The organism is Virgibacillus sediminis (assembly GCF_042643265.1).
GTDB classification, from domain to species: Bacteria; Bacillota; Bacilli; order Bacillales; family Amphibacillaceae; genus Virgibacillus_O; species Virgibacillus_O sediminis.
In genome coordinates, this window is sequence record NZ_JBHRRZ010000002.1 from 1 (window position 1) to 20,547 (window position 20,547).

Annotated in this window: 29 protein-coding genes; 19 read left to right on the forward strand and 10 right to left on the reverse strand. The window is 40.7% G+C overall.

Annotated features, from left to right (window positions below; all coding sequences use genetic code 11):
* From ACFODW_RS00945 to ACFODW_RS00975, 7 genes are all read left to right on the forward strand, one after another.
* A partial coding sequence (locus tag ACFODW_RS00945) for an ATP-binding protein (RefSeq protein WP_390301558.1) occupies positions 1-270 on the forward strand: 270 nt, incomplete at its 5' end.
* A 181-nt stretch (positions 271-451) separates the two neighbouring features.
* Positions 452-646, forward strand: a complete 195-nt coding sequence (locus ACFODW_RS00950; RefSeq protein ID WP_390301561.1) for a hypothetical protein — start codon at positions 452-454, stop codon at positions 644-646.
* Between the two features lie 1,288 nt (positions 647-1,934).
* Complete coding sequence (locus ACFODW_RS00955) at positions 1,935-2,309, forward strand: hypothetical protein (protein WP_390301564.1); 375 nt, start codon at positions 1,935-1,937, stop codon at positions 2,307-2,309.
* A 132-nt stretch (positions 2,310-2,441) separates the two neighbouring features.
* Entirely contained in the window at positions 2,442-2,912 is a 471-nt protein-coding gene (locus ACFODW_RS00960) for a hypothetical protein (protein WP_390301568.1), read from the forward strand.
* Between the two features lie 124 nt (positions 2,913-3,036).
* Positions 3,037-3,240, forward strand: coding sequence for a hypothetical protein (locus tag ACFODW_RS00965; RefSeq protein ID WP_390301571.1), 204 nt, complete (start codon positions 3,037-3,039; stop codon positions 3,238-3,240).
* Between the two features lie 401 nt (positions 3,241-3,641).
* Positions 3,642-3,824, forward strand: a complete 183-nt coding sequence (locus ACFODW_RS00970; protein ID WP_390301574.1) for a hypothetical protein — start codon at positions 3,642-3,644, stop codon at positions 3,822-3,824.
* Between the two features lie 112 nt (positions 3,825-3,936).
* Positions 3,937-4,413: a GNAT family N-acetyltransferase gene (locus ACFODW_RS00975; protein WP_390301577.1), complete on the forward strand. Its 477-nt coding sequence runs from the start codon at positions 3,937-3,939 to the stop codon at positions 4,411-4,413.
* Between the two features lie 248 nt (positions 4,414-4,661).
* Here ACFODW_RS00975 and ACFODW_RS00980 read toward each other — a convergent pair whose 3' ends face one another.
* Entirely contained in the window at positions 4,662-4,817 is a 156-nt protein-coding gene (locus ACFODW_RS00980) for a DUF1540 domain-containing protein (protein WP_390301580.1), read from the reverse strand.
* Positions 4,818-5,452: 635 nt separating this feature from the next.
* On the opposite strand from ACFODW_RS00980, the gene ACFODW_RS00985 reads away from it, so the two are divergent.
* Both ACFODW_RS00985 and ACFODW_RS00990 read left to right on the forward strand, forming a co-directional pair.
* Positions 5,453-5,863, forward strand: a complete 411-nt coding sequence (locus tag ACFODW_RS00985) for a hypothetical protein (protein WP_390301583.1) — start codon at positions 5,453-5,455, stop codon at positions 5,861-5,863.
* Between the two features lie 105 nt (positions 5,864-5,968).
* On the forward strand, positions 5,969-6,151 hold the full coding sequence (locus tag ACFODW_RS00990; RefSeq protein ID WP_390301586.1) for a hypothetical protein: 183 nt from the start codon (positions 5,969-5,971) through the stop codon (positions 6,149-6,151).
* 222 nt (positions 6,152-6,373) lie between these two features.
* On the opposite strand, the gene ACFODW_RS00995 is transcribed toward ACFODW_RS00990, so the two are convergent.
* Entirely contained in the window at positions 6,374-7,153 is a 780-nt protein-coding gene (locus ACFODW_RS00995; protein ID WP_390301588.1) for an enoyl-CoA hydratase/isomerase family protein, read from the reverse strand.
* 209 nt (positions 7,154-7,362) lie between these two features.
* The gene (locus ACFODW_RS01000) at positions 7,363-7,734 is read right to left on the reverse strand and encodes a winged helix-turn-helix transcriptional regulator (RefSeq protein WP_390301591.1); all 372 of its coding nucleotides are present in this window, start codon (positions 7,732-7,734) and stop codon (positions 7,363-7,365) included.
* Positions 7,735-7,902: 168 nt separating this feature from the next.
* On the opposite strand from ACFODW_RS01000, the gene fdhA reads away from it, so the two are divergent.
* From fdhA to ACFODW_RS01020, 4 genes are all read left to right on the forward strand, one after another.
* The gene (fdhA, locus tag ACFODW_RS01005) at positions 7,903-9,114 is read left to right on the forward strand and encodes a formaldehyde dehydrogenase, glutathione-independent (protein WP_390301593.1); all 1,212 of its coding nucleotides are present in this window, start codon (positions 7,903-7,905) and stop codon (positions 9,112-9,114) included.
* 45 nt (positions 9,115-9,159) lie between these two features.
* Complete coding sequence (locus tag ACFODW_RS01010; RefSeq protein ID WP_390301596.1) at positions 9,160-9,582, forward strand: GlcG/HbpS family heme-binding protein; 423 nt, start codon at positions 9,160-9,162, stop codon at positions 9,580-9,582.
* A gap of 430 nt (positions 9,583-10,012) precedes the next feature.
* Positions 10,013-10,357, forward strand: a complete 345-nt coding sequence (locus ACFODW_RS01015; RefSeq protein ID WP_390301599.1) for a hypothetical protein — start codon at positions 10,013-10,015, stop codon at positions 10,355-10,357.
* A 117-nt stretch (positions 10,358-10,474) separates the two neighbouring features.
* Positions 10,475-10,744 carry a hypothetical protein gene (locus tag ACFODW_RS01020; RefSeq protein ID WP_390301602.1) on the forward strand — a complete coding sequence of 90 codons (270 nt, stop codon included), beginning with the start codon at positions 10,475-10,477 and terminating at the stop codon, positions 10,742-10,744.
* 125 nt (positions 10,745-10,869) lie between these two features.
* On the opposite strand, the gene ACFODW_RS01025 is transcribed toward ACFODW_RS01020, so the two are convergent.
* The gene (locus tag ACFODW_RS01025; protein WP_449366026.1) at positions 10,870-11,979 is read right to left on the reverse strand and encodes an oxidoreductase; all 1,110 of its coding nucleotides are present in this window, start codon (positions 11,977-11,979) and stop codon (positions 10,870-10,872) included.
* 392 nt (positions 11,980-12,371) lie between these two features.
* On the opposite strand from ACFODW_RS01025, the gene ACFODW_RS01030 reads away from it, so the two are divergent.
* From ACFODW_RS01030 to ACFODW_RS01040, 3 genes are all read left to right on the forward strand, one after another.
* Complete coding sequence (locus tag ACFODW_RS01030; protein WP_390301608.1) at positions 12,372-12,689, forward strand: DMT family transporter; 318 nt, start codon at positions 12,372-12,374, stop codon at positions 12,687-12,689.
* 13 nt (positions 12,690-12,702) lie between these two features.
* On the forward strand, positions 12,703-13,080 hold the full coding sequence (locus ACFODW_RS01035) for a DMT family transporter (RefSeq protein WP_390301611.1): 378 nt from the start codon (positions 12,703-12,705) through the stop codon (positions 13,078-13,080).
* 194 nt (positions 13,081-13,274) lie between these two features.
* Positions 13,275-13,907, forward strand: a complete 633-nt coding sequence (locus ACFODW_RS01040) for a YczE/YyaS/YitT family protein (RefSeq protein ID WP_390302071.1) — start codon at positions 13,275-13,277, stop codon at positions 13,905-13,907.
* Positions 13,908-13,953: 46 nt separating this feature from the next.
* Here the strand turns inward: ACFODW_RS01040 and ACFODW_RS01045 are convergent, their stop codons facing one another.
* Entirely contained in the window at positions 13,954-14,142 is a 189-nt protein-coding gene (locus ACFODW_RS01045) for a hypothetical protein (protein WP_390301614.1), read from the reverse strand.
* 149 nt (positions 14,143-14,291) lie between these two features.
* On the opposite strand from ACFODW_RS01045, the gene ACFODW_RS01050 reads away from it, so the two are divergent.
* Positions 14,292-14,708: a universal stress protein gene (locus ACFODW_RS01050; RefSeq protein WP_390301617.1), complete on the forward strand. Its 417-nt coding sequence runs from the start codon at positions 14,292-14,294 to the stop codon at positions 14,706-14,708.
* Positions 14,709-14,793: 85 nt separating this feature from the next.
* Here the strand turns inward: ACFODW_RS01050 and ACFODW_RS01055 are convergent, their stop codons facing one another.
* Positions 14,794-15,228: a VOC family protein gene (locus ACFODW_RS01055; protein ID WP_390301619.1), complete on the reverse strand. Its 435-nt coding sequence runs from the start codon at positions 15,226-15,228 to the stop codon at positions 14,794-14,796.
* Positions 15,229-15,487: 259 nt separating this feature from the next.
* Here ACFODW_RS01055 and ACFODW_RS01060 point away from each other — a divergent pair, with 259 nt between their 5' ends.
* The gene (locus tag ACFODW_RS01060) at positions 15,488-16,000 is read left to right on the forward strand and encodes a YfiT family bacillithiol transferase (RefSeq protein WP_390302074.1); all 513 of its coding nucleotides are present in this window, start codon (positions 15,488-15,490) and stop codon (positions 15,998-16,000) included.
* A gap of 64 nt (positions 16,001-16,064) precedes the next feature.
* Here the strand turns inward: ACFODW_RS01060 and ACFODW_RS01065 are convergent, their stop codons facing one another.
* Positions 16,065-17,273 (reverse strand): MFS transporter, encoded by a 1,209-nt coding sequence (locus tag ACFODW_RS01065; protein ID WP_390301622.1) that lies wholly within the window; start codon positions 17,271-17,273, stop codon positions 16,065-16,067.
* A gap of 235 nt (positions 17,274-17,508) precedes the next feature.
* Between ACFODW_RS01065 and ACFODW_RS01070 the strand changes: the two genes are divergently transcribed.
* Positions 17,509-17,715: a zinc ribbon domain-containing protein gene (locus ACFODW_RS01070; protein ID WP_390301625.1), complete on the forward strand. Its 207-nt coding sequence runs from the start codon at positions 17,509-17,511 to the stop codon at positions 17,713-17,715.
* 113 nt (positions 17,716-17,828) lie between these two features.
* On the opposite strand, the gene ACFODW_RS01075 is transcribed toward ACFODW_RS01070, so the two are convergent.
* The 3 genes from ACFODW_RS01075 to ACFODW_RS01085 all read right to left on the reverse strand — a co-directional run bounded on the left by ACFODW_RS01075 (position 17,829) and on the right by ACFODW_RS01085 (position 20,483).
* Positions 17,829-18,656, reverse strand: coding sequence for a dihydrodipicolinate synthase family protein (locus ACFODW_RS01075; RefSeq protein WP_390301628.1), 828 nt, complete (start codon positions 18,654-18,656; stop codon positions 17,829-17,831).
* Between the two features lie 255 nt (positions 18,657-18,911).
* Positions 18,912-20,030 (reverse strand): NAD(P)/FAD-dependent oxidoreductase, encoded by a 1,119-nt coding sequence (locus ACFODW_RS01080; protein ID WP_390301631.1) that lies wholly within the window; start codon positions 20,028-20,030, stop codon positions 18,912-18,914.
* On the reverse strand, positions 20,031-20,483 hold the full coding sequence (locus tag ACFODW_RS01085; protein WP_390301634.1) for a DinB family protein: 453 nt from the start codon (positions 20,481-20,483) through the stop codon (positions 20,031-20,033).
* Positions 20,484-20,547 lie beyond the last annotated feature (64 nt).

Genomic DNA, 20,547 nt, shown 5'->3' on the forward strand with positions numbered 1-20,547 from the left:
ATCATCGATGACCTCATGTATATGGCAATGGATCAACACGAGGCAAATCTGTTTTTCCAGTTAGTCAATCATTTGTATGAACGAAGTTCAATTATATTGACTTCTAACAAAGGGCCAGAAGAATGGGAGGAATTAATGGGTGATAAGGGTATCACCACAGCAATCCTCGATAGACTTCTTCACCGGGCCGAGGTAATTCATTTAAACGGATCCAGCTATCGGATCAAGAACAGGCAATCTGTTTTTCAGTCGAAAAGTGTTCAAAATTAATGAGCAAAAAGTGTTCAAAACTACTTGACGGTTACAGCAGAAGGCGAAGAAGAAATAAGGAATGTATTTGTTCCTTTTCTTCTCACGATATTTCTATTTATTTTAGCAGTTACTGCATTTATTTTTTAAGCTAAAGTGGTAGGATTTAGTACAGATGACCGATAGTCAGGGGGTGTATTTAATGAGAAATTTTGTCATTGGTGGTGCGATTTTATTAGGGCTGTTCATAATACTGCCGTTTTTTAACATTGATAGTTCCTTATTATTTGTTGTTTTATCTGAATGGATTACAAAATTTGTTTTATCTTGGATAGCCTTATATTGGCTAATTAGAGGGGTAAAGGCTTTAGAGAATAAACTAAATAACTCTTATTGAGCTATCGGGTGCTTATCTGGGATAAAGGGGGAAGCACCTTATTCATTGAATTAAATCAAAGAATACTCCAATAAGGATTTTTATCTAATATGTTAAATTTAATAATGGAGGTAGTTAAATGGAAATGAGAAACTAACACTCTTTTGCTAACGGGTGCAATAGTTTGAAAAGGTGACATTGACGCTCTCCTTTTCTTTTTGGAAAAATACAATAGTATTATTGGAATATTCTATTAGTATTGCAATATAAATATTGAGCTAACTGGCAGAAAAGTTTAACAAGAGTTGTCTTTAGTTATCCAATTTATCTTAATTTATGTTAGGTTTGTTTAGATACACAGAAAATATTAATTCATCCATCATAAGGAGGAGATTTTATTAAATTTATTTGGTTGGTAATTTCGTTAATTCCTATGCCATTTTTGCTTCACTACTATGAAATTTCTCAATTCCCAAATAGAGCTTCTTTCTTGTTTATAGGGACATTGTTATTTGTTATTTTAACAGGTCTCTTATCAACAAAAATTAAGTTTCATTTTATTGCTTTAACAAACATCATCACTTTATTTGTATCAGTGGTTTTGGGGACACAGTTTATAATTCCTCCAAATGGATCTTGGTTTAATCCTTTCGGAATGAATTTCGCTATTATATTTACTGGTACTGTTATTTTAATCGGAGTGTTAATAGTTCGGTTTGTTTCAAATATTATACTATTGAGATTGAAAAAAGAATAAAGTTTTATTGCGTTAATGGGTGCAATCCTTAAAAGGATAAGCACCCTTTTTGTTGAATTTATAGAAATAACGGGGCAATACTTTACTTACAACAGGGGCTGTCATTGTGATTGTTCCTGTTTCTTTATTGGTGTAGGAGACTCCAAAGATTAGGAAGAGAATAAAATTGTAGCTTGGGAGGGTTCTTAATGAGAAGTAAAGTTGTAATCATATTCCTTATTGGGATAGCTGTGTTTGGTATATATTTTATTGTTAATCCCATGGAGATTTTTGATTTGATAATCAAATAATGGTTTTGTTTAAAGGATTATACGACGACTTTGTGAAGTGATTTACTTAAAGTAAAGGGAGCAAGAGTTAAGAGGTGATCAAACATTGATCACCTTTTTAATTTGTTATTCACGTTAAAATATTTGGAACATTATGTTACTGTTAGTGTATAGACATATTGAGCTAAAGAGCAGGTTATTGGAACAGTGAAACTATTTTGTAAATCGGACTTAAATTAAAGGGGTAATTATTATTTATAAAAAAATATTAGGTGCTTTAGCAGTGATTTTAGGAATGATAATTTTATTTTATCTAATCATTGTTAGTTATTATGACCTTCAAATAGCAAAGCAGAGGGCGTCAGAAAACACATCTATCCTCCTTGTCACGATGACTTTATGGGCTTTCTTAATTGGTGTATTAATGGAATGGAAAGGTTTGGCAAACCTAATTAAAGGAAGGTTTAACTTTAATTGGCAACTTTTTATACCAACAGTTATATTGTCTATTCTGGTATTTATACCAAATTTCTTTTGGGTTAAATGGTATGGGGTATCACAGAATTTGTATCCAAACATCTTCTTATTACCAGAAACACATTTGATTTTATCAGTTTTAGCTGGAACAATGTCAGTTCGTTCTTTTGCAAAAAAGTAAAGGGATTTTAACACTAACGGGTGCGTTAATTATAATAAGATTAACATCATTTTAAGTAGAAGTGTACTAAAGGGGCAACTAGTGCGAGAAGACTTTTTCTTGAAATTTAGTAAGAAATAAGGGGGATATCCAGTGAAAAAAATTATAACATTTATTGTTTCATTATCAATCATAACACTTATAGTTGGTGGTTGTTCTGGAGAAGGTCAAAGTGTTGATGGTCAAAAGCAAATCCAATTCTCTTTATCTCAAAAAGGTTCCAATGAAAATTGGGAAGTGACAGATAATATTTCTGGTAAATACTATAACCTTGAAAAATCAGTTCATTCCACACACGAATTAACCATTGTTCCTAAAAAGGATGTTGATTACAAATCTCTCACCATTGCTTTAAAAATTGGTGATGAAGTAGTCGGGTTCTATGAAGAGGAAAGTGGAGAAAGGGAAAAGAACGAATTTCATGCACAATTAAATCAAAAAGATAACTATCAGGTAACGCAAGGCACTTTTATTCATACCAATGAAAGTGATACTTTTTGGGGAGAAGATATAACGCTAGTTATTGAATATGATGATAAAAAGGAAGAGATTCAATTAGGATAATTGATTGTTAAACTATCGGGTGCGAGAGCTGAAGATCCAGTTGGGATTCGTAGCTCCTAAAGGGGCAGTTTAGTTCAAGGAGCGATCACTTTTTTATTATTAAAAGTCCGGGGGAGGGGCACTTATGAAACACCGCGTTAGTATTCAATTGCTTTTGACAGTAAGTTTATTTCTTATTATTTTAGGGCAAGATTTGCAAAATTGGGAGGAGTTCTCTTCAATCAGGCAGTGGCTAACTGGAACATTAATTGTTATATGGTTGGTGCACTTATTATTAACTATTACAATTCTCTATAAGAAATTCCAACAAAAACATAACTATAATTAAATAAATGGTGCGATTGTTCAATAAGAGCAATCGCTTTTTCACTAAACGAAAAGGTTAGAAAGTTTGAATGAAATTTATTAGAGAACCGGTTAGGTGTAATCGGCAAGTAGAACTAAACAATTTTCCACATAGAGTTTTAAGCTGTTTATCACAATTAAGGCTCAACAAGTGATCATCAAAAATTGCTTTGAGGAAGTATGATATTAGGAAGGCGGAGTTATTTAACTATCGAGCAGTAGAGTTGAGTAAGATTTATCAATTTGATGTTCTGTTTTCAAAAAATTGCAATCAAAATTCTAGTTATTGGGTTATTATTTGGTTTGAAAAACTGTACTGAGGGCATCTAACTGAATAATTTATATTAGAATTTAAGCAAAATATAAATCAAGGTGGTAGTAAATATGTCTAAAGATGGTATTGCTATAGTAGCCATAGTTTCTGCTGTGATATGGATTGCGGTTTCTAAAGAGGCTGTAAAACCTTCAAAAGAGATAAATTGGCGAAAGATGATAACCTTACTGTCTGCAGGAGCTTTATCGGCATTAGTTATAACCATTTCACTTTTTCAAAGCCTGCCGTTTTAGCTGCGTTAACGGGGCCTTTAACACTACAGGGAAATCGTCAATTACGGCATCCTTTTAAATAGGCAGTTGAGGAGAGAAGACAAATGTAAATATAATGATCCAGGGGATGAAAATGACAATAAATATTGAAATTGCCAACAAAGATGATTTTAAAGCTGTTAACTCGATTATCAAAGAGGGGCATAATGAGCATGCAGAAGCGTTACCGCACATTTTCAAAGACATTGACCAAGTGATGCCAGGAAAAAATTTCAACGAGTTACTGGAAGATCCAAATTGTGAAGTTTTAATAGTAAAAGAATATGGAGATATTGTTGGGTTTGCAGTAATAGAATTAAGTGAGTCTCCACCCTTTGATTCTATGACACCAAGGAAATTTGCTTATATGAGTGACTTTGGAGTTAAAAGAAGTAGTCAAAGAAAAGGAATAGGGAGAGAATTATTTAATGAATGTTTAAACTGGGCTAAAAATAGAGGAGCAGATTCATTAGATTTAAATGTAGGGGAATTTAATCGAAAAGCAATTTCTTTTTATGAGAATTTTGGAATGAAGACCGTTAGCAGAAAAATGACATTACCTATTAAATAGATATAAATAAATATTAAAATAACGGATGTGTTTCGTGAAAAAGAAATGGCACCTTGGTCCATTAAAGGGGGCAGGATATTGAAAGATAAAAAGCCTAATCCCTCCTTGTTTTAAGGGAAGAATTAGGCTTATGGTCTTCATCAATAGCCGCCATTTAAAGAAGAAATTAAATACAATCAAGCTCCAGTAGTCTAATATAAATATTAATGGGACAACCTAACCCTACCCAAAGGCTATCCCAAAGAAAATCAGGCTTCTGGAACAAATGTTTTGCAATCGGTTTCTTCGCTATTGGAAGCCTGCTTGCCTTTATGACTGACTACATAAATAGCTTCTGCATGGCATTTGTTTCCAGTGCCCCAATAGGTGCAGTTATTTACTTCACAAAGTACATCTTTAGCCAAAGTATTACACCTCCTATATTGTATTATCATTAACAATTTAAAGGTGATTGATACTTTTTTATTCATACTATAACTATTCGTTCCTCAACAATATGGCCTTCGTTGACGGAAAACAGATCTTATTTAACATCAATCAAATTTGTATAACAACTTAACATTTATCTTATGTATGGCAAATAAAAAATAGAACGAGAAGTATAATGACTTTGTATCTTTAATGAACTATAGGGTGCGATTGTTCAATAAGAGCAATCGCTTTTCACTGAACGAAGAGGTTAGAAAGTGTGAAAATTGAGGTGATTTTCTTTGAATAACATAATGCTAATAGCAATTCTTGCGGGTTCCTTAACTGCTATTATTGGAGGGATTATTGCGTCAAATAAACAATAAAAAGAATGGAATGACTCCAATGTGGGATTCATTAAATGAGCCATCCTTAAATCTTGCAAAAAAGTAGGTTTTTTGAACAATTAGACGTCTACCATTTGTATTATAAAACTTGTTAGATTGTAATCAGCTTGTTTGAAGCACCATACTTAAACTATCTGAGCTTAAAAACAATAAGGAAATCGTCAGTACGGCGGTCTTTTTTGACTAAAGAGGCAGAAGAGTTGAATATTTTGGGGGGAAGAAAGATGATTAAGAAAATATTTGGCTTTAAGGAAAGAAAATCATTAGAAAATATTACTTTGAACAACATCCAAGCCAAGATGTATGAAATAGGTTTCAATAAGGAATTTGCTGAAGAAATAATGATTATTTTAGAAAAGAGATTTAACAAGTATGGTAAAAAAGAATTCCAAGAATGGTTTAACGGATTACATTATAGAGTACAAGAAGAATTAAAAGATGAATTACTTGCTACTAAGATATATGAAAAACACTCACTCTTAATTGAGGAACAAGTGAAGGAGTTAGAAAAAGAAACAAAATTGCCCTGGGAAATACAAACTGAAGATTTAAAGAATATAAATGAAAAATCAAAAAAAGTTCAGTTAGTAATAAGAGATAGGCTCTCAGGTATTGCTTTAGACTTGTTAACCTAAAGGGTGCAAACCTTCAATAAGGAATGGCACTATTCATCTAATGGGGCAGGATAGCGTAATAAATGCCGTAGTTTAAAAAAAGGTGGTCAGAGGAGGCGTAATTCAATGAAAACAGAAAGGTTAAGAAATTGGTTAATCGGGCTAATAGTTATGGTTATGCTTACTATTGGGATTGGTTTGAACTATAACGGATTCGTACAAGCTAAGAATTCTTGCGTGAACAACAATGGAACTATTATAGAGCAGGATTTTGGTCTATTTAGTTTCAATTTATCTTGTGAAAAGTAATATTTAATTGTGAACTTTTATTAAGATCCATTCAAAAAATTCCTATTCTAATATTTATTGAACTAAGGTGGGGAAAAGGGGGAGATAACCCCATCCCCTTATCTATCTGAGAACATAAACTAATGGTCGAAACCTTAGCGTGCGGAACTCCACCTTTTTAGGTGAAATTATTCGAATTACCCATTCCACAAAAGAAGGTGTCTGATAGAATGTAGTGTTTCTTTATCTACCTTCATAGTTCGGCTTTCTGTTTTCAACACGTGCTGCCATACCCTCTTTGCGATCTTGTGTTGCAAAGACGCCATCATAGCTAGTTGCTTCAATCGTCAAAGCTGATTCTAGATCTACATTTGCTCCTGTATTTACGGCCAATTTCATCATTCTTAATGCTACAGGTGCTTTTTCCGTTAGCTTTTCTGCCCATTCTATTGCTGTTGATAAAAGTTCTTTCTTGCCAACCACTTTATTAACAATTTGTAACTGATAAGCACGTTCGGCGTCGATTGTTTCGCCAAAATACAATAATTCTTTCGCAATGCCTTGTCCAACAGCCTTTTGGATTCGCTGTGTACCGCCGCCTCCTGGTATAACGCCTAAATTGATTTCGGGAAAAGCAAATTGTGCATTTTCCGAGGCAATGCGTAAATCACAACATAAAGCCAGCTCAAACCCTCCTCCACGTGCCTCTCCATTAATAGCCGCAATCACTGGCTTGTTAAGGTTTTCAATTTTTGAATAGGAGGTTCTGGTTATTTGTGTTAAATCCATCATTCCGACTGTATCCAAATCTATCATTTCATTGATATCCGCCCCAGCAACAAACGCTTCTTCTCCCTCTCCGGTAATGACGATAGCTTTTACATTTTCGTCGGCTTCTAATTCCTCCATTAATTGGGTAATTTCTTGATATACTTGTGTATTTAATTTATTACCAGGTGAATGACTAATCGTCACCGTAGCCACTTTATTTTCAATACTACAGATTAAAAATTCATAATTCATAATATGTACCTCCCAAAATAAATAGTTTCATTATTGTCATTATTCTCAAACATAACAAATCGTACTATTTGAAGACATAGTTAAATAGAACTGTTTTAATGACAAAATTGTACAATTTCGGAATAATGTATAAAAGAGCTTAGATTGTATGGATACCAGTTCCATTTACTAATTTAACTAGTAGAAAACAATGACCAGTCCACTCAGCCTCAATCATCTTTATTCATAAAGTGCTTCATATTCTCCTTTCCCCAAAAATACATACTGTCAATGATGGGCATTAAACTAGATCCTAGCTCTGTTAAAGAATATTCCACTCTGGGTGGTACTTCAGGGAAAGCGCGTCGTCTTACAATCCCATCTTCTTCCAATTCCCGCAGCTGAGCAGTTAAAACTTTGTGAGTTATTTTAGGAAATAACTTTTTTAACTCACTAAATCTCATGGTGCCACTTTTTCCAAGATGATAAATCATAGTAATTTTCCATTTCCCACTGATAATGGAGAGTGTCAATTCCTTTTCACAATTAAATTTCCCGCTTTTCACTTTTTTCAAGGTCTCTTGCCTCAAATCTTCTTGCAATTGTCCACCTCTCCCATCAAAAGTATTCTATAGGTAACTATGTTACATGAAAGTGCGATATTTTAAAAATTAAAAAGATTAAGTAGTATATAAATTGTAGGAGGTACATTGGGTATTACCTATTGGAAGTAAAGGGAACTAAAGATTAAATTCATAGGAGGAGTGTAAATGTCTGGTAATCGTGCGGTTGCTTATGCAGGTGCTGGAAAAGTGGAGGTGAAAGACACTGATTTTCCTGAACTTATTTTACGGGATGGTCCCGGTGTCAACCCTCTTAATGTAGGGCGGAAATGTGAACATGGGGTGATTTTGAAAGTAATCACTACAAATATCTGTGGAAGCGACCAACATATGGTTCGGGGCCGCACTACAGCTCCGGAAGGTTTAATTCTTGGTCATGAAATCACTGGAGAAGTGATTGAAACAGGGAGGGATGTAGAGTTTATTAAAAAAGGCGATATGGTTTCTGTCCCTTTTAACATTGCCTGTGGACGCTGTCAGCAATGCCGTGAACAAAACACCCACGTCTGTTTAAATGTGAATCCAGATCGCCCTGGTTCAGCTTATGGCTATGTCGACATGGGAGGCTGGGTCGGTGGCCAGTCCGAGTATGTCATGGTACCTTATGCCGATTTTCAACTACTTAAGTTCCCAGATAAGGATCAAGCAATGGAAAAAATTCTTGATCTGACTATGCTGTCTGATATCTTCCCAACCGGCTTCCACGGAGCGTATAGTGCCGGAGTTAAGCCAGGGTCTACCGTATATGTAGCGGGGGCAGGGCCGGTCGGATTAGCAGCGGCCCATTCAGCTCAGTTGTTGGGAGCCTCTGTCGTTATCGTTGGGGATTTAATTCAAGAACGGCTGGACCAAGCCAGAAGTTTTGGATGTGAAACGGTAAATTTGCGAGATCATGATGACTTAGGAGAACAGATTGAACAAATTCTTGGGGTGCCGGAAGTAGATTGTGCCATTGACGCCGTTGGATTTGAAGCTTCCGGGCATGGGCAGGAAGCAACTGAGGCACCGGCTACCGTTTTGAACTCTATTATGGGTGTGACCCGGGCGGCTGGGCAATTAGGTATTCCAGGTCTGTATGTAACGGAGGATCCGGGGGCGGTCGATGAAGCAGCCAAAAAAGGCTCCCTCAGCATTCGGTTCGGCTTAGGCTGGGCAAAAGCCCATACTTTTGTAACCGGCCAAACTCCCGTAATGAAGTATCATCGTGCATTGATGAATTCTATTTTGCACGGTAAAGCGAATATTGCTCAAGCCGTGAATGCTACTGTTATTTCTTTGGATAAAGCTCCACAAGGATATGAGGAATTTGACAGTGGCGTCGCGAAAAAATTTGTTATTGATCCTCATGGCGTTTTGTAAAAGTAAACTTATTTTAAAATTAATTAAATGTGGAGGGTTAAAATTATGAGTAAAATAACATTGGATTTAGCTACAAAAATCATTTCAGCAGCAGAAAAAGAAGCTACAGATATAGGAGTTTCCATGGTAATAACTGTCTTGGATGACGGTGGGAATCTTGTTGCCACGCATCGAATGGATGACGCTTGGCTGGCAAGTATCGATATTGCTAAGAATAAAGCCTGGACGTCTGTGGCTTTGAAGATGCCAACATCCAATCTGGCTGACGCGACAGTTCCTAAGGCTGAACTTTATGGTCTGAATACTACGAATGATGGACGTATTGTAGTATTTGGCGGGGGGATTCCACTCCTTGAAAATGGAAAAGTAGTAGGCGCTGTAGGAGTGAGCGGAAGCACGGTACCTCATGATGTTCAAGTGGCAGAAGCTGCCGTTAAAGAATTTGAAAATGTTTGGATTAATATTTAATATAAAAGCCTTCTTTCCTAAAAGCAAAAAGATTAGTGCTTTAGATGGTTTATCAAAAGAAACATCCGAACTAACCAGAAATCTTGTTTAGTGGAAGGAACCGTTTAGGAGATTTACTTCCACGGGCGGCTGATGGGCCTCCTTGTGCTGATTCGCACTGCGGGGGTCTCATCCAAAGCCCTTTCTTCCCGTATGTAAACCGCCAAGTAGGTTTGAACACTTTTTGATCGGAATACACTGATTGTAATTAACCCAATTATGCACGAACTTCAATGGTAAAAATGCAGAAAAAATTAGAAGTATAAAAGGGGAAAAAAGTATGTTGCTCACCTTCCCTTTTGTGGTATAATTCATGAAAATATGCGTCAAATTTTATAAACAAAAGGAAGAATAAAACTAAAATAAAAATTAGGGTGGGGAAAAAATGCCATTGGAGAACATTGGGCTAACCGTAAGTGCAATTGGTTGTATTTCAGGGATTTTATTGGTTATTTTCGGAGGTTTATTCTATTTAATTGAAAATGAAAATTTGGCTATGAGTGCAAAAGCAGCAAGAACACTAGGTATAGGGATATTAATGATTATGATAAGTATTCCGTTTTCCATCCCAAACCAATTAATAGCAGGATCCACTTCCAATGACATAAGCATATCAGGCGTAATCATTTTGTCGGTCTTCCTTGGATCCCCTTTAATATCTATGGGATTGGCTTCTTATACCGCCCTGAATGCAAAAGCTCATCAGATTTTAAACCCTGCTATAGCCCAGGAATAGGTAAAATACTACTCTCCAATACAGAAAAAGAAAGTGCTTTAATGGAATGCAAGAGTTAAACAATGATCGTCAATGAGACGGTCATTTTCTTTTGAATAAATTGTTAAGGGTTATGGAATGTTTGCGCGATATGGAGCAGAAAGCACTCTCACGTCAAACGCTCGTAATCATTTCGCTACTCAATATGGTATCCCAACAAATAGGGGGATGACCGACTCCCCTAATACCACTTCTATTCTGGGTCAAAAAACAAAAGGATATTTAATCAAACAAGGTACCGATGCAATGCTGTCAGCCATTCAGGCCATAGCCGACGGTTCAATTGATTCGGCGGATGTTAGTATTTGGGATTCCTTGCCACAACAGTACACTGATGAGGGTGAATAGAATAAAACTTAAGTAAGACCGCATGAAGTAAGAATTCATGCGGTCTCTTTTATAGTTAGTCTCTAAGAGTGCAGGTTTACATTTCATTATAATCTATCTCTTGCCATTTCTACGAGAGCTGACGACTATTGGACAAGTGTCGCTTGGAGTTCATGATCTTTGATTCCAGCTTGAGGCAAGAGTGTTTTTTGAAAATCAAATTTCTTCAATTCTTCGCCCCGTTGGACACGGTTTGGAAAATCAGGGTTAGCTAAAGCGCTAGTCCCGAGTGATACAAGGTCAGCATGTCCGTCTTTTAGCAATTGCTCGGCCTTCTCCGGCTCACCAAGTTTCCCGTTTGCAATGACAGGGAGGCCACCGAAGTCTTTGGCTGCTTCGGCTAATGTACGAGTACCTTCTCCAAACGCCGGGGCGGTCGCATCTCCATCGGTGACGTGGATATAGTCTAAGGCTGATTCACCTAATTTGGAGAAAATGTACTCAGCCTCCTGTTCGCCGTCTGTCCATTTATGAGCAGAGTCTGCTACTTTAATCTGAGAGATACGGATGCCGACGATATACTCCTCACCGACAGCACTGCGAACTTTCTCAATTACCTCTAATAATAACCGAAGCCGGTTTTCTACAGAACCACCGTATTCATCCTCCCGTTTGTTTAGGTAATCGGTTAGGAATTGGTCAAGCAGATAACCATTGGCGCCATGTAATTCTATGCCGTCAAAACCAGCCTCTTTCGCAAGTAAAGCACTTTGTACAAACGCATCCTTCACGTCCGTAATATCTTCCTTGGTCATGGCCTTGGGGGTTTGAAATGGCCCGGAACCGCCATAGAAACCTAACTGTTCCCCTTTGGGTGCGATATCGGAAGGAGCGATTGTTTCATCGGTGAACGCGTTCCCCTGAGATTGCCCGCCTGCATGCATAAGCTGGGCGATTAACTTTGCTCCATGATTCCGGACTGCTTCAACGACAGGTTTCCATGATTGGGCATGGGCATCGTTGGCAAGGCCTGGTTGCTGGTGGTAGCCTTGACTGTAACTTTCATCGGGATAAATTCCTTCCGAAATGACGAGGCCGAATCCTCCTTTTGCATAGCGCTCATAATAATGTTTCATCGCTTCCGAAGCGCGGCCATCCTTTTCTCCGGAAATGCGCGTCATGGGTGCCACAACGAAACGGTTATCCAGTGTATGATTGCCTAGCTTAAAAGTCGAGAATAATTGATTGTATGTCATCATCTACGTCCTTTCTTTCAATAATTTGCACAAGGAAATTATAAAAGGGCTTCGTATCATACTCAATGAACTTGCTTTTCCTTCAGGGGAGAGGGTTATTCCATTTGCGTACTTATTATTTTCCCCTTCTGAAAGGTTTCTATGCCCATATGTTTGAAATGGCAGTTCAGTATAAGACAGGACAAGAAGCGGCTCAGAACGGAACATATAAAAAGATAAGCCTCCCCTGCCCGCTTTTGAAAAACTTCTCCTTCTTTTCCTTCTCTATAGAAGGAAGCAGTGTAACCGAATATAGAATCGGAAATATAGAGAAAACAAAAGTGGATAATGGATGAAAGAAATCAATCCATCATTCTTTGGATAATTACTTATATAAAGGTGGCGGATATGGTATGGGGGCTTATGTATTACTGGGTGTATCGATTTTGCTGGAAGTCTTTGGTTCCACCATGCTGAAAATGTCGAATGGCTTCACCAAGGCACTGCCTGTGCTGGGAATGATTGCCGGTTTCGGCAGCGGCTTCTATCTGTTGTCTGTGACATTGGAGTACTTGCCCCTGTCGCTTGTGTATGCGACATGGAGCGGGATAGGAACGGTTCTGACTGCTCTCGCGGGAGTAGTGTTTTTCAATGAGAAGATCAATAAACAGGGGGTTATGGGAATCGGATTGCTGGTTGTCGGCGTGTTAATGATGAATTTGGCAAATTAGGAGGTCACGCACCATGAAAAGTGTATTGCTGTTGGCAATCACCATCATCTCAGAAGTTTTTGGTTCCACCATGCTGAAGCTGTCAGAAGGGTTCACCAACCCTCTGCCGTCCCTTGGTGTAATTCTTGGATTTTTAAATGCTTTCCTGTTCCTCAGTCTGACACTGAAAAGTATGCAGCTGTCGACGGCATATGCCGCCTGGTCCGGCGTAGGAACGGCACTGATCTCATTGGTGGGAGTTTTCCTGTTCCATGAGCAGTTCAATGCCGTGAAACTGGCCGGGCTGCTGTTTGTCATCACCGGGATTATCCTGCTGAGCCATTCCGAGGGGGAAGTGCAGGGCGGAAAGGATGCATCCGTACAACAAACACAAACTGGTGAAAGTCAATGAGAGGGAAGGAGCGGATATGGCTGCTTCCTCTTTTTATTGTGTTGTTTCATCGACGAGGTACACGGGCATGCGGGGGCATAGGGGCATAAACGATAAATTGAAGCAATCCGGCTCACCTTTTGCGATTTTTCTGATATGCTATAATAGATGTTTAAATATTGTAGGAAGAAAGAAGGCTGATTGGGTTGATACATATGTTCCGCTGGTCGGTGTATCTTATCGGTATCATGATTTTCAGCATGGGGATCAGCATTACGATCAATATGCAACACTTGGGCATCCATCCGTGGGATGTGCTGAATGTTGCTTTCTTTGAAAAAGTCGGTTTGTCCATCGGTTCATGGGCGATCATTATTTCGTTTGTGCTGATTGTCATCTCCTGGATTCTTGATAAATCTTATATTAAATTAGGGACGTTTTTAAATGCTGTATTGGTGGGAGCCTTCGTGGATCTTTATCTATGGCTCGATTTCCTGCCAAAAGCATCGAGCATCTGGCCGGATATCCTGGTGATCATTACGGGGATTGTGGTGATGGGAATTGGCGGCGGCATCTATAATTCGGCGGGGGTAGGCTCCGGTCCGAGGGATGGATTCATGCTGTCGATTGCTGATAAAACAGGTGCCTCGATTGGAAAGGTGCGAATCATTACGGAGAGCACTGTCCTGGTTCTCGGCCTCATCCTCGGTGGCCCTGTATTCGTCTTTACCTTCATCTTCACCTTCATCCAAAGCCCGCTGTTCCAGTATTCCTACCTGCAGATGCGCAGTGTAGTGGAACGTGTGGATGAGAATTATAGAAAGAGAGATGTTTCAAACACCGCTTGAAGTGGATATGGTATAAGTAAGATCCCTTGGAGAACAGCTTGGTTCTTCAGGGGATTTTTATGTGGGAGAAAGGTGAATCGTCAAAGGATGGCAGATAGGATTCTCCTGAAACCACCGCAGTGGCAGAGGATGAGACCTGGTCGGTATTGGTGAGGTGCTGCATCCAGAACCAAGCGCCTGCTACCCCTATTAAGGTGAATAAGAACAGAATGAGAATGATTATTTTGCTTTTCATGAGCGAATCCCTCCATTTCCTATAAGCCTACCAAATGAGGTGCCGCCTGTAAATCCGGGGCGGACCTCTGCTATTTCCTCCAGCTTACAGAAGGAGATCATCTATGGTATAGTTGAAAGAAAATGGCTTTAGGTAATGAGGTGGGGTATTTGTTTAAACGGATTCTATTAGCGGTCGATGGTTCGGAGCATTCCATCCGTTCTGCGAATTATGCATTGGAGTTGGCAGAGAAGTTTGACGGAAGCATTGACGCCGTCTATGTTGTCGATGGGGAAACAGCAAAGAAGGACGTCCTGCATAACGCCAATAAATTTGAAATTGAAAAGAAACGGAAAGAGAAGATCAGGCCGATCAAAGAGATGCTGGAAGCGTCTGAGGTTCCATATGACACCCATGTCCTTCATGGGGATCCGGGACCGACGATTGTGGAATTTGCCAATGAGCGGGAGTTCGACTGTGTCGTCATCGGCAGCCGCGGCCTGAATGATCTGCAGTCCTTTATCCTGGGAAGCGTGAGCCACAAGGTTGCCAAGCGGGCGGAATGTCCAGTATTGATCGTGAAATAACGGAAATACTTGGTGAACGGCAGCATAGTCAGCAAGAAAGAAGACCGGCTCGCTGGAGTCGGTCTTACTTAGCACGTACCGTTGATTATTTTTCCTTCTTTTCCTCCCAAAGCTTTAGCCGCTCTTCATGGCTAACCTCTTTATGTACTTGATGCAGCATCCACACGTACCCAAAGGAATCCATGAATATGGCGTTCGATACGCCGTGATCCGGAATCTCGGTCACCGGCTGGATCTCTGTACATCCTGAATCCATTGCCCTTGCATAGGTCTTCTCAATGTCTGGGACAGTAATATTAACCCAACTGGTTTTAGGGTCATCGGGTTTCGGTGCGATCAAATGGAATTCCGGGTTTTCATCCAACAGGTGAAAACGAACGTCGAACAGGGTGAAAACTGCTTCATTTTCTCCACGGGGGAAGTCTGAAACCTCCACCCGCTTAATATCAAATATATTCTCGTATAATTCCAATGCCTTTAAGCTATCTTCCACCACCATATCAATTTCCACTCCAACCATACCGGACACACTCCTTTTACTAATTAATAGATATTCTTCTCTTGACCATTTTCCCCCAAGGGTCCTTTAATGTATACCAAATAGGGAACGACAACTGATGGAAAAACGACCAACGATCTGTTCTATCTTCAGACAAATCTTACCATACGTTGCCTGTACAGTCTTGCAAGTGCTGCTTATTAAAGTGTAAACCAAGCCCATTAGATATGATACATGTTAACATGGAAATATAATGAAAATGGGAGGGATAGGATTGGAAATGGATGATGTAAGATTCCCCATTGGCAAATTGCAGGTTCCCGAACAGGTGACATTGAAAAATGTGCAAGAGTGGTTGATGCAAATCGGAACTTATACGGATCGATTAAGAGAAACGGTCGACTCATTAAGTGATGAGGAATTAAGCAAAACGTACCGTACTGGCAGCTGGACCGTCCGTCAACTTGTCCATCATATAGCTGACTCCCAGCTGAACATGTATCAGCGGTTGAAGCTTGCTTTAACGAATGAGCGCCCAACCGTACCAGCTTTTGATCAAGATAAGTGGGCTGTCCAACCGGATACCGAGCTACCCGTCGAGTGTTCGATAAAAATGTTGGAAGGAATCAATAAGCGCATCGCATCTTTGGGCCATTGTTTGACAGAAGAGCAATTGGATCGGGCCTTTGTCCATGAGGTGAATGGAGAAATAACCGTTGCAACAAAGCTGGCCAAGTTGGCTTGGCATGAAGAGCATCATTTAGCCCATATAAAAATTGCATTATCCAAATAGCGAAGTTCATCAATAAAGAAGGTGCTGTGCTTTCGTCGACTTGGACTGGCACAGCACCTGTTTCTTATGGCTGTGGCTGTGTATCCTTATGTTGCTCTAGTTTCTTGCTCCCGAATAGGTACAATATCAAAATAATAATCATCAAGGCTCCGGAATAACTGTAAGTCATGCCATACCCGACATAGGTTGCCAGGAACCCAAGACCGACGGATCCGATGGCCAAACCGGAATCGATAAAAATAAGCAGCATCGAATTGGCTGTTGCTTTTTTCTCTGGTGGAACGAGCGTTAATGCCCATGCCTGGCCGATCGGGTGGATAATCGCAAAAGCGATTCCGAATAACGCCCCTGAAATCCAAACCGTTAACATGCTGGCGGAAAAGCCTAATAATATTAAACCTGCAGCCCCAGAAATTGCGGCTGGGATGATCAGGATTCGGTGGCCGAACCGGTCGAAAATTTTACCGGAGAAGCTCCGGAGTATGACCATGGCGATTCCTTGTGCGATAAAAAACTGGGAAATGCTTCCGCCAACACCGTTTTCTTTTCCAAACGGGCCCATAAAATTGACCGTTCCTGCGATGGTCATATAATTCAGCGATACCAAAATACAGGGGAGAAGGACACGCCTATCGAACATGTATTTATAGAAAGGTTCATCATCATCCTTCTGTGGAAGTTCCTTGTCTTTTTCCTTTTCCTTCTCACCCCCAGTTTTGGTGAAAAAGCTGCACACTAATGAAATAGTCATAAGACCGAGAGTCACGAGCATCATCGAGCGGAATGAATAATTGGCAAGGTAGGAAATAGCAATCAGCGGCCCGATGGTCGTTCCAACACTTGTAGACATGGCGAAAAAAACAAGGCCCTCACCTAATCTAGATTTAGGAACAATATTACTCGATATCGTAAAGACTAAAGTCGTAAGCATGCAAAATCCAATGCCTTGCAGGGCTCTGATGAATATTAAAAATCCGATCGAGTCGTTTACAAATGTAAGGCCAATCGTACCCAAAAAATACACGAGGGAGATAATGAGCAGCAATTTCCTGCTGACTTTTTGGATAATGACACTTGCAAAGAAGCGCGTAATCAGTGACGATAACATTAACGTCGTGGTCATGGTGCCTGCAATCGCCGGGTTGTCGGTGATAGTTTCTACAAAAATTGGAAAACCTGCGGTGATCATATAAAAAGCACAGAACATGACCAAAGACAATAAGACAATGATTACATATTGGTTCGTCCATAGTTTAGCTGTTATTTTACCCATGGTATATAGGACCGCCTTTCAAGTATAGAAATAGTGATGGTCTATATGTGAAAATTGTCATGATACGTTTATTCTTGCCTTATTTTTAAAAAATACTTAGGGTTGTCCTTGATAATTTTGAAGAAATATCATGAAGAGTAGAGGGTTACGGGCGGAAGGTTAATTCCAGAGGTCTAACTGTCGTAAGTACAGTCGCTTTTGGTACCATAATGGACAATAGGAAAGGGATGGTGTAATGGAAAATACAAAGGGGTGCATCAAATGTGGAAGTACAAATGCAGACAAGAAAGATGGATCGATGACCGGAACTGGTCTGTCTAAAATGTTTGATGTGCAGAACAACCAGTTTACTGTTGTGTTCTGTAAAAACTGCGGATACTCGGAGTTTTATAATAAAAATAGTTCAACTGGAAGCAATGTTTTCGACTTTTTCTTCGGATAATGTTTGTCTGTGTGTTGAAAAAGAAAGCTTCCATATCCCAGCTGATATGGAAGCTTTCTTTTTCAACGGAGGCGGCGTATCTATATTAGCAGATGCGCTTTTTTGATTCATCTTCAAACATTCCCTATTGGACTCCTGCAGATCCCCATGGGAATCCCCTGTTGATTTAAGATTTTTTTCACATTCACGATAGCGTTTCCTTGATACACCTGTCCCATGATTGCTTCTATTTCTTCGCTTTCCTGTGTAGTTACTTTTTGCTGCTTCAGCATTTTTTCAAACCATTGGCTGATTTTGGCCGGGGAAATATTGCCGGCAATGGATGAAAGCCGGTCATATCCATGTAGTACTTTTTCTTCCAATTCTTCCTCCCCACCCGCATAAAAATGCAGGTCGTTTCTATGTGTATCGCTTTTTATGTGTTCCACTTTCTCTTTGCTGCCGGCGTCTTTTATTCCGACCACCAAGTCTATCTTGCTTATTTGAATGATGCTCTCTGCCGATAAATCAAATCCCGTTCTGTTCGGGTTGTTGTATAGAATGGCCGGTTTGTTGCTGAGTTGTATAATTTTTTCCGAATAAATAAGGGCTTCTTCTTGTGTCGGTCTGACGTATGGTGGATACCCAAGCATGATGCCTGCCAATTTGGTAGGTCGGATCCTTTCCGCTAATTCCTCTGCTTCTTTCTGTCTGATGGAACTCACGCCAAATATGATTTCCATATTGTCCATGAGTTCTTCTTCCTGTTCTAAGCCGTTAATCAATTCCATTTTTTCCTGGAGGTTCAGGCTATGCTGTTCACCAGTAGTTCCAGAGACTAAAACAGATTTTACTCCCTGTTCATACAGACTCCTTATGTGGTCTATGGTTCCTTGAATATGTAAAGATTCATCTTCCGAGAAAGCTGTGGGTACGGCAATATGGACGTTTTCTGTCAGCATTATTGTATCTCTCCTTTATTTAGAAGGTTAAGATGCTTTTGTCTGAAATAGCTTGATCCCTAAGCCTATAAACTCTATCATACTTATTCAGCGGCCCCGAGTCCACAGGTAAATATAGCTTTTTTACGTAAAAGAAGAGTGACGCCAGATGTGATGCGGTATGCTGGAATGGCAATCCGCTGTTTCTGGGTCGAAATTCTTGGGACATTGTTGAAGAAATTAGGACAAAAAAATAGGGCAGGCTACATGCCTGTCCTATTGTATGGCACCGGCAATATCGTAATCGGCTGGATCGATGTCCGTTTCCTGCCCGAGGGCAAGCTTGGCTAATTGGCTGCCGATGAACGGCCCCATCGTAAGGCCGGAGGCGCCGAGCCCATTGGAGAGGAGCAGCCCTTCATACCCGGGGAGTTCCCCGAGCACTGGCAGGAATCCCGGTGTGTACGGCCGGAAGCCTACCCGCGTTTCGATGATGGTGCTGTCAGAGAGTCCTGGAGCGGCTTCCAATGCCTTTGAAAGGATCTCATGTACGCCGCCTGCGGTCACCCTGTTATCAAGCCCTGCTTCATTTTCATGGGTCGAGCCGGCAACGATTCGCCCGTTTTTAAACGAAAGCAGGTAGGAGTTGTTCGGCGGCATGACGACCGGCCAATCGGCGGTATCCATCTGCGAAAGCCCGAGGTGCATGATCTGGGCTTTCTGCGGGGTGACTTGGAAGTTGATGCCCAATGGTTTCAGCAGGTCATTCATCCAGACACCGGAAGCGGCTATCACCATATCCGCTTCGATGGATGTTCCATTTACATACACACCTGATATGGTATTTCCTTCGGTGAGGAGTTCTGCCTCTCCCTCCACGATCACCGCTCCATGCTTGCGAGCGCCCCGGAGCAAGGCCTGGCAAAGCTTCCGGCCGTCGACACGGGCTCCACCGCTTACATGGACAGCGCCATATTCTTGGCCGAGCACAGGGAAGGCTTCCTTTGTCTGATGTTCATCAAGCAAGGTGACCTCGCCGATCTCAGGGGCATCCTCCCGGCGTTTGATGGCACGCTCTTTCATGCCTGCCAATTTCTTTTCCTCGGTATGCAGGCTGATCGCACCAACTCTTGCATACCCGGTATCCGCCTCTCCGTCCTCGGCAAGCGACTGGACGATTTCCGGGTAGATGGCGGCACCGCCTTTGGCGAGGCGGTACCACTTCTTATTGCGGCGCTGGGACAGCCATGGACAGACGATACCCGCTGCAGCATCGGTTGCCTGCCCCACATGCCGCCGGTCGACGATGATCACTTCGGCACCTGTTTTTGCCAGCTGGTAGGCCGTGCTTGCGCCTAGGATGCCGGCGCCGATGATGACAAATCTTTTCCCCATTTACTTGGCAGTGACCACTTGTTTCATGGCTTTCATTTTTCCAAGGTGCTCGTTTTCATGCTGCAGAATCATGGGGAAGAGGTCGCCGTATGTTTTGAAATTGCCGAATGGCAGTTCAAAAGGAAGTTCCTGGGCAAAGAAGTCGTCCTCCAATTTGTTGATGCGTTCCTTCTGCTGTTCCAACAGGGAAGCGAGCTCTTCCAGGTCGGGAATTTCGCCTTTCCAGTCAGCTGGCTTTGTCCCCATGCCGAACAGGTCGCTGTATTCTTCCGGCAGGTTGGCGGACTGCTTCGGAAAGCCGAACATCAGCGATTCCGGCGTCACGAGCACATGGCCGATGTGCCAGCGGATATTATTGTTGAAGTAGGATGCCTGCTTGTCCGCTGTGGACTCATCCAAATCTTTTACAAACGCTAAAAATGTATCTCTTGTGAAATTAAAATGCTCTTTCATTCCATTACCTCCCATAGTCATTCTAATTTCACTATAAAAATAAATGGGTCAAATGTAAAATTAC

Excerpts from the sequence above, each read along its gene's own strand:
- ACFODW_RS01070 (WP_390301625.1), top strand. The coding sequence starts at position 17,509 with ATGGAAAATACAAAGGGGTGCATCAAATGTGGAAGTACAAATGCAGAC.
- ACFODW_RS00990 (WP_390301586.1), top strand. The coding sequence starts at position 5,969 with ATGAAAACAGAAAGGTTAAGAAATTGGTTAATCGGGCTAATAGTTATG.
- ACFODW_RS00985 (WP_390301583.1), top strand. The coding sequence starts at position 5,453 with ATGATTAAGAAAATATTTGGCTTTAAGGAAAGAAAATCATTAGAAAAT.
- ACFODW_RS01055 (WP_390301619.1), bottom strand. The coding sequence starts at position 15,228 with ATGGTTGGAGTGGAAATTGATATGGTGGTGGAAGATAGCTTAAAGGCA.
- ACFODW_RS00995 (WP_390301588.1), bottom strand. The coding sequence starts at position 7,153 with ATGAATTATGAATTTTTAATCTGTAGTATTGAAAATAAAGTGGCTACG.
- ACFODW_RS01010 (WP_390301596.1), top strand. The coding sequence starts at position 9,160 with ATGAGTAAAATAACATTGGATTTAGCTACAAAAATCATTTCAGCAGCA.
- ACFODW_RS01035 (WP_390301611.1), top strand. The coding sequence starts at position 12,703 with ATGAAAAGTGTATTGCTGTTGGCAATCACCATCATCTCAGAAGTTTTT.
- ACFODW_RS00950 (WP_390301561.1), top strand. The coding sequence starts at position 452 with ATGAGAAATTTTGTCATTGGTGGTGCGATTTTATTAGGGCTGTTCATA.
- ACFODW_RS01080 (WP_390301631.1), bottom strand. The coding sequence starts at position 20,030 with ATGGGGAAAAGATTTGTCATCATCGGCGCCGGCATCCTAGGCGCAAGC.
- fdhA (WP_390301593.1), top strand. The coding sequence starts at position 7,903 with ATGTCTGGTAATCGTGCGGTTGCTTATGCAGGTGCTGGAAAAGTGGAG.
- ACFODW_RS01040 (WP_390302071.1), top strand. The coding sequence starts at position 13,275 with ATGTTCCGCTGGTCGGTGTATCTTATCGGTATCATGATTTTCAGCATG.
- ACFODW_RS00970 (WP_390301574.1), top strand. The coding sequence starts at position 3,642 with ATGTCTAAAGATGGTATTGCTATAGTAGCCATAGTTTCTGCTGTGATA.
- ACFODW_RS01075 (WP_390301628.1), bottom strand. The coding sequence starts at position 18,656 with ATGCTGACAGAAAACGTCCATATTGCCGTACCCACAGCTTTCTCGGAA.
- ACFODW_RS01045 (WP_390301614.1), bottom strand. The coding sequence starts at position 14,142 with ATGAAAAGCAAAATAATCATTCTCATTCTGTTCTTATTCACCTTAATA.
- ACFODW_RS00975 (WP_390301577.1), top strand. The coding sequence starts at position 3,937 with ATGACAATAAATATTGAAATTGCCAACAAAGATGATTTTAAAGCTGTT.
- ACFODW_RS01085 (WP_390301634.1), bottom strand. The coding sequence starts at position 20,483 with ATGAAAGAGCATTTTAATTTCACAAGAGATACATTTTTAGCGTTTGTA.
- ACFODW_RS01060 (WP_390302074.1), top strand. The coding sequence starts at position 15,488 with ATGGATGATGTAAGATTCCCCATTGGCAAATTGCAGGTTCCCGAACAG.
- ACFODW_RS01030 (WP_390301608.1), top strand. The coding sequence starts at position 12,372 with ATGGGGGCTTATGTATTACTGGGTGTATCGATTTTGCTGGAAGTCTTT.
- ACFODW_RS01065 (WP_390301622.1), bottom strand. The coding sequence starts at position 17,273 with ATGGGTAAAATAACAGCTAAACTATGGACGAACCAATATGTAATCATT.
- ACFODW_RS01020 (WP_390301602.1), top strand. The coding sequence starts at position 10,475 with ATGTTTGCGCGATATGGAGCAGAAAGCACTCTCACGTCAAACGCTCGT.
- ACFODW_RS00965 (WP_390301571.1), top strand. The coding sequence starts at position 3,037 with ATGAAACACCGCGTTAGTATTCAATTGCTTTTGACAGTAAGTTTATTT.
- ACFODW_RS01025 (WP_449366026.1), bottom strand. The coding sequence starts at position 11,979 with ATGACATACAATCAATTATTCTCGACTTTTAAGCTAGGCAATCATACA.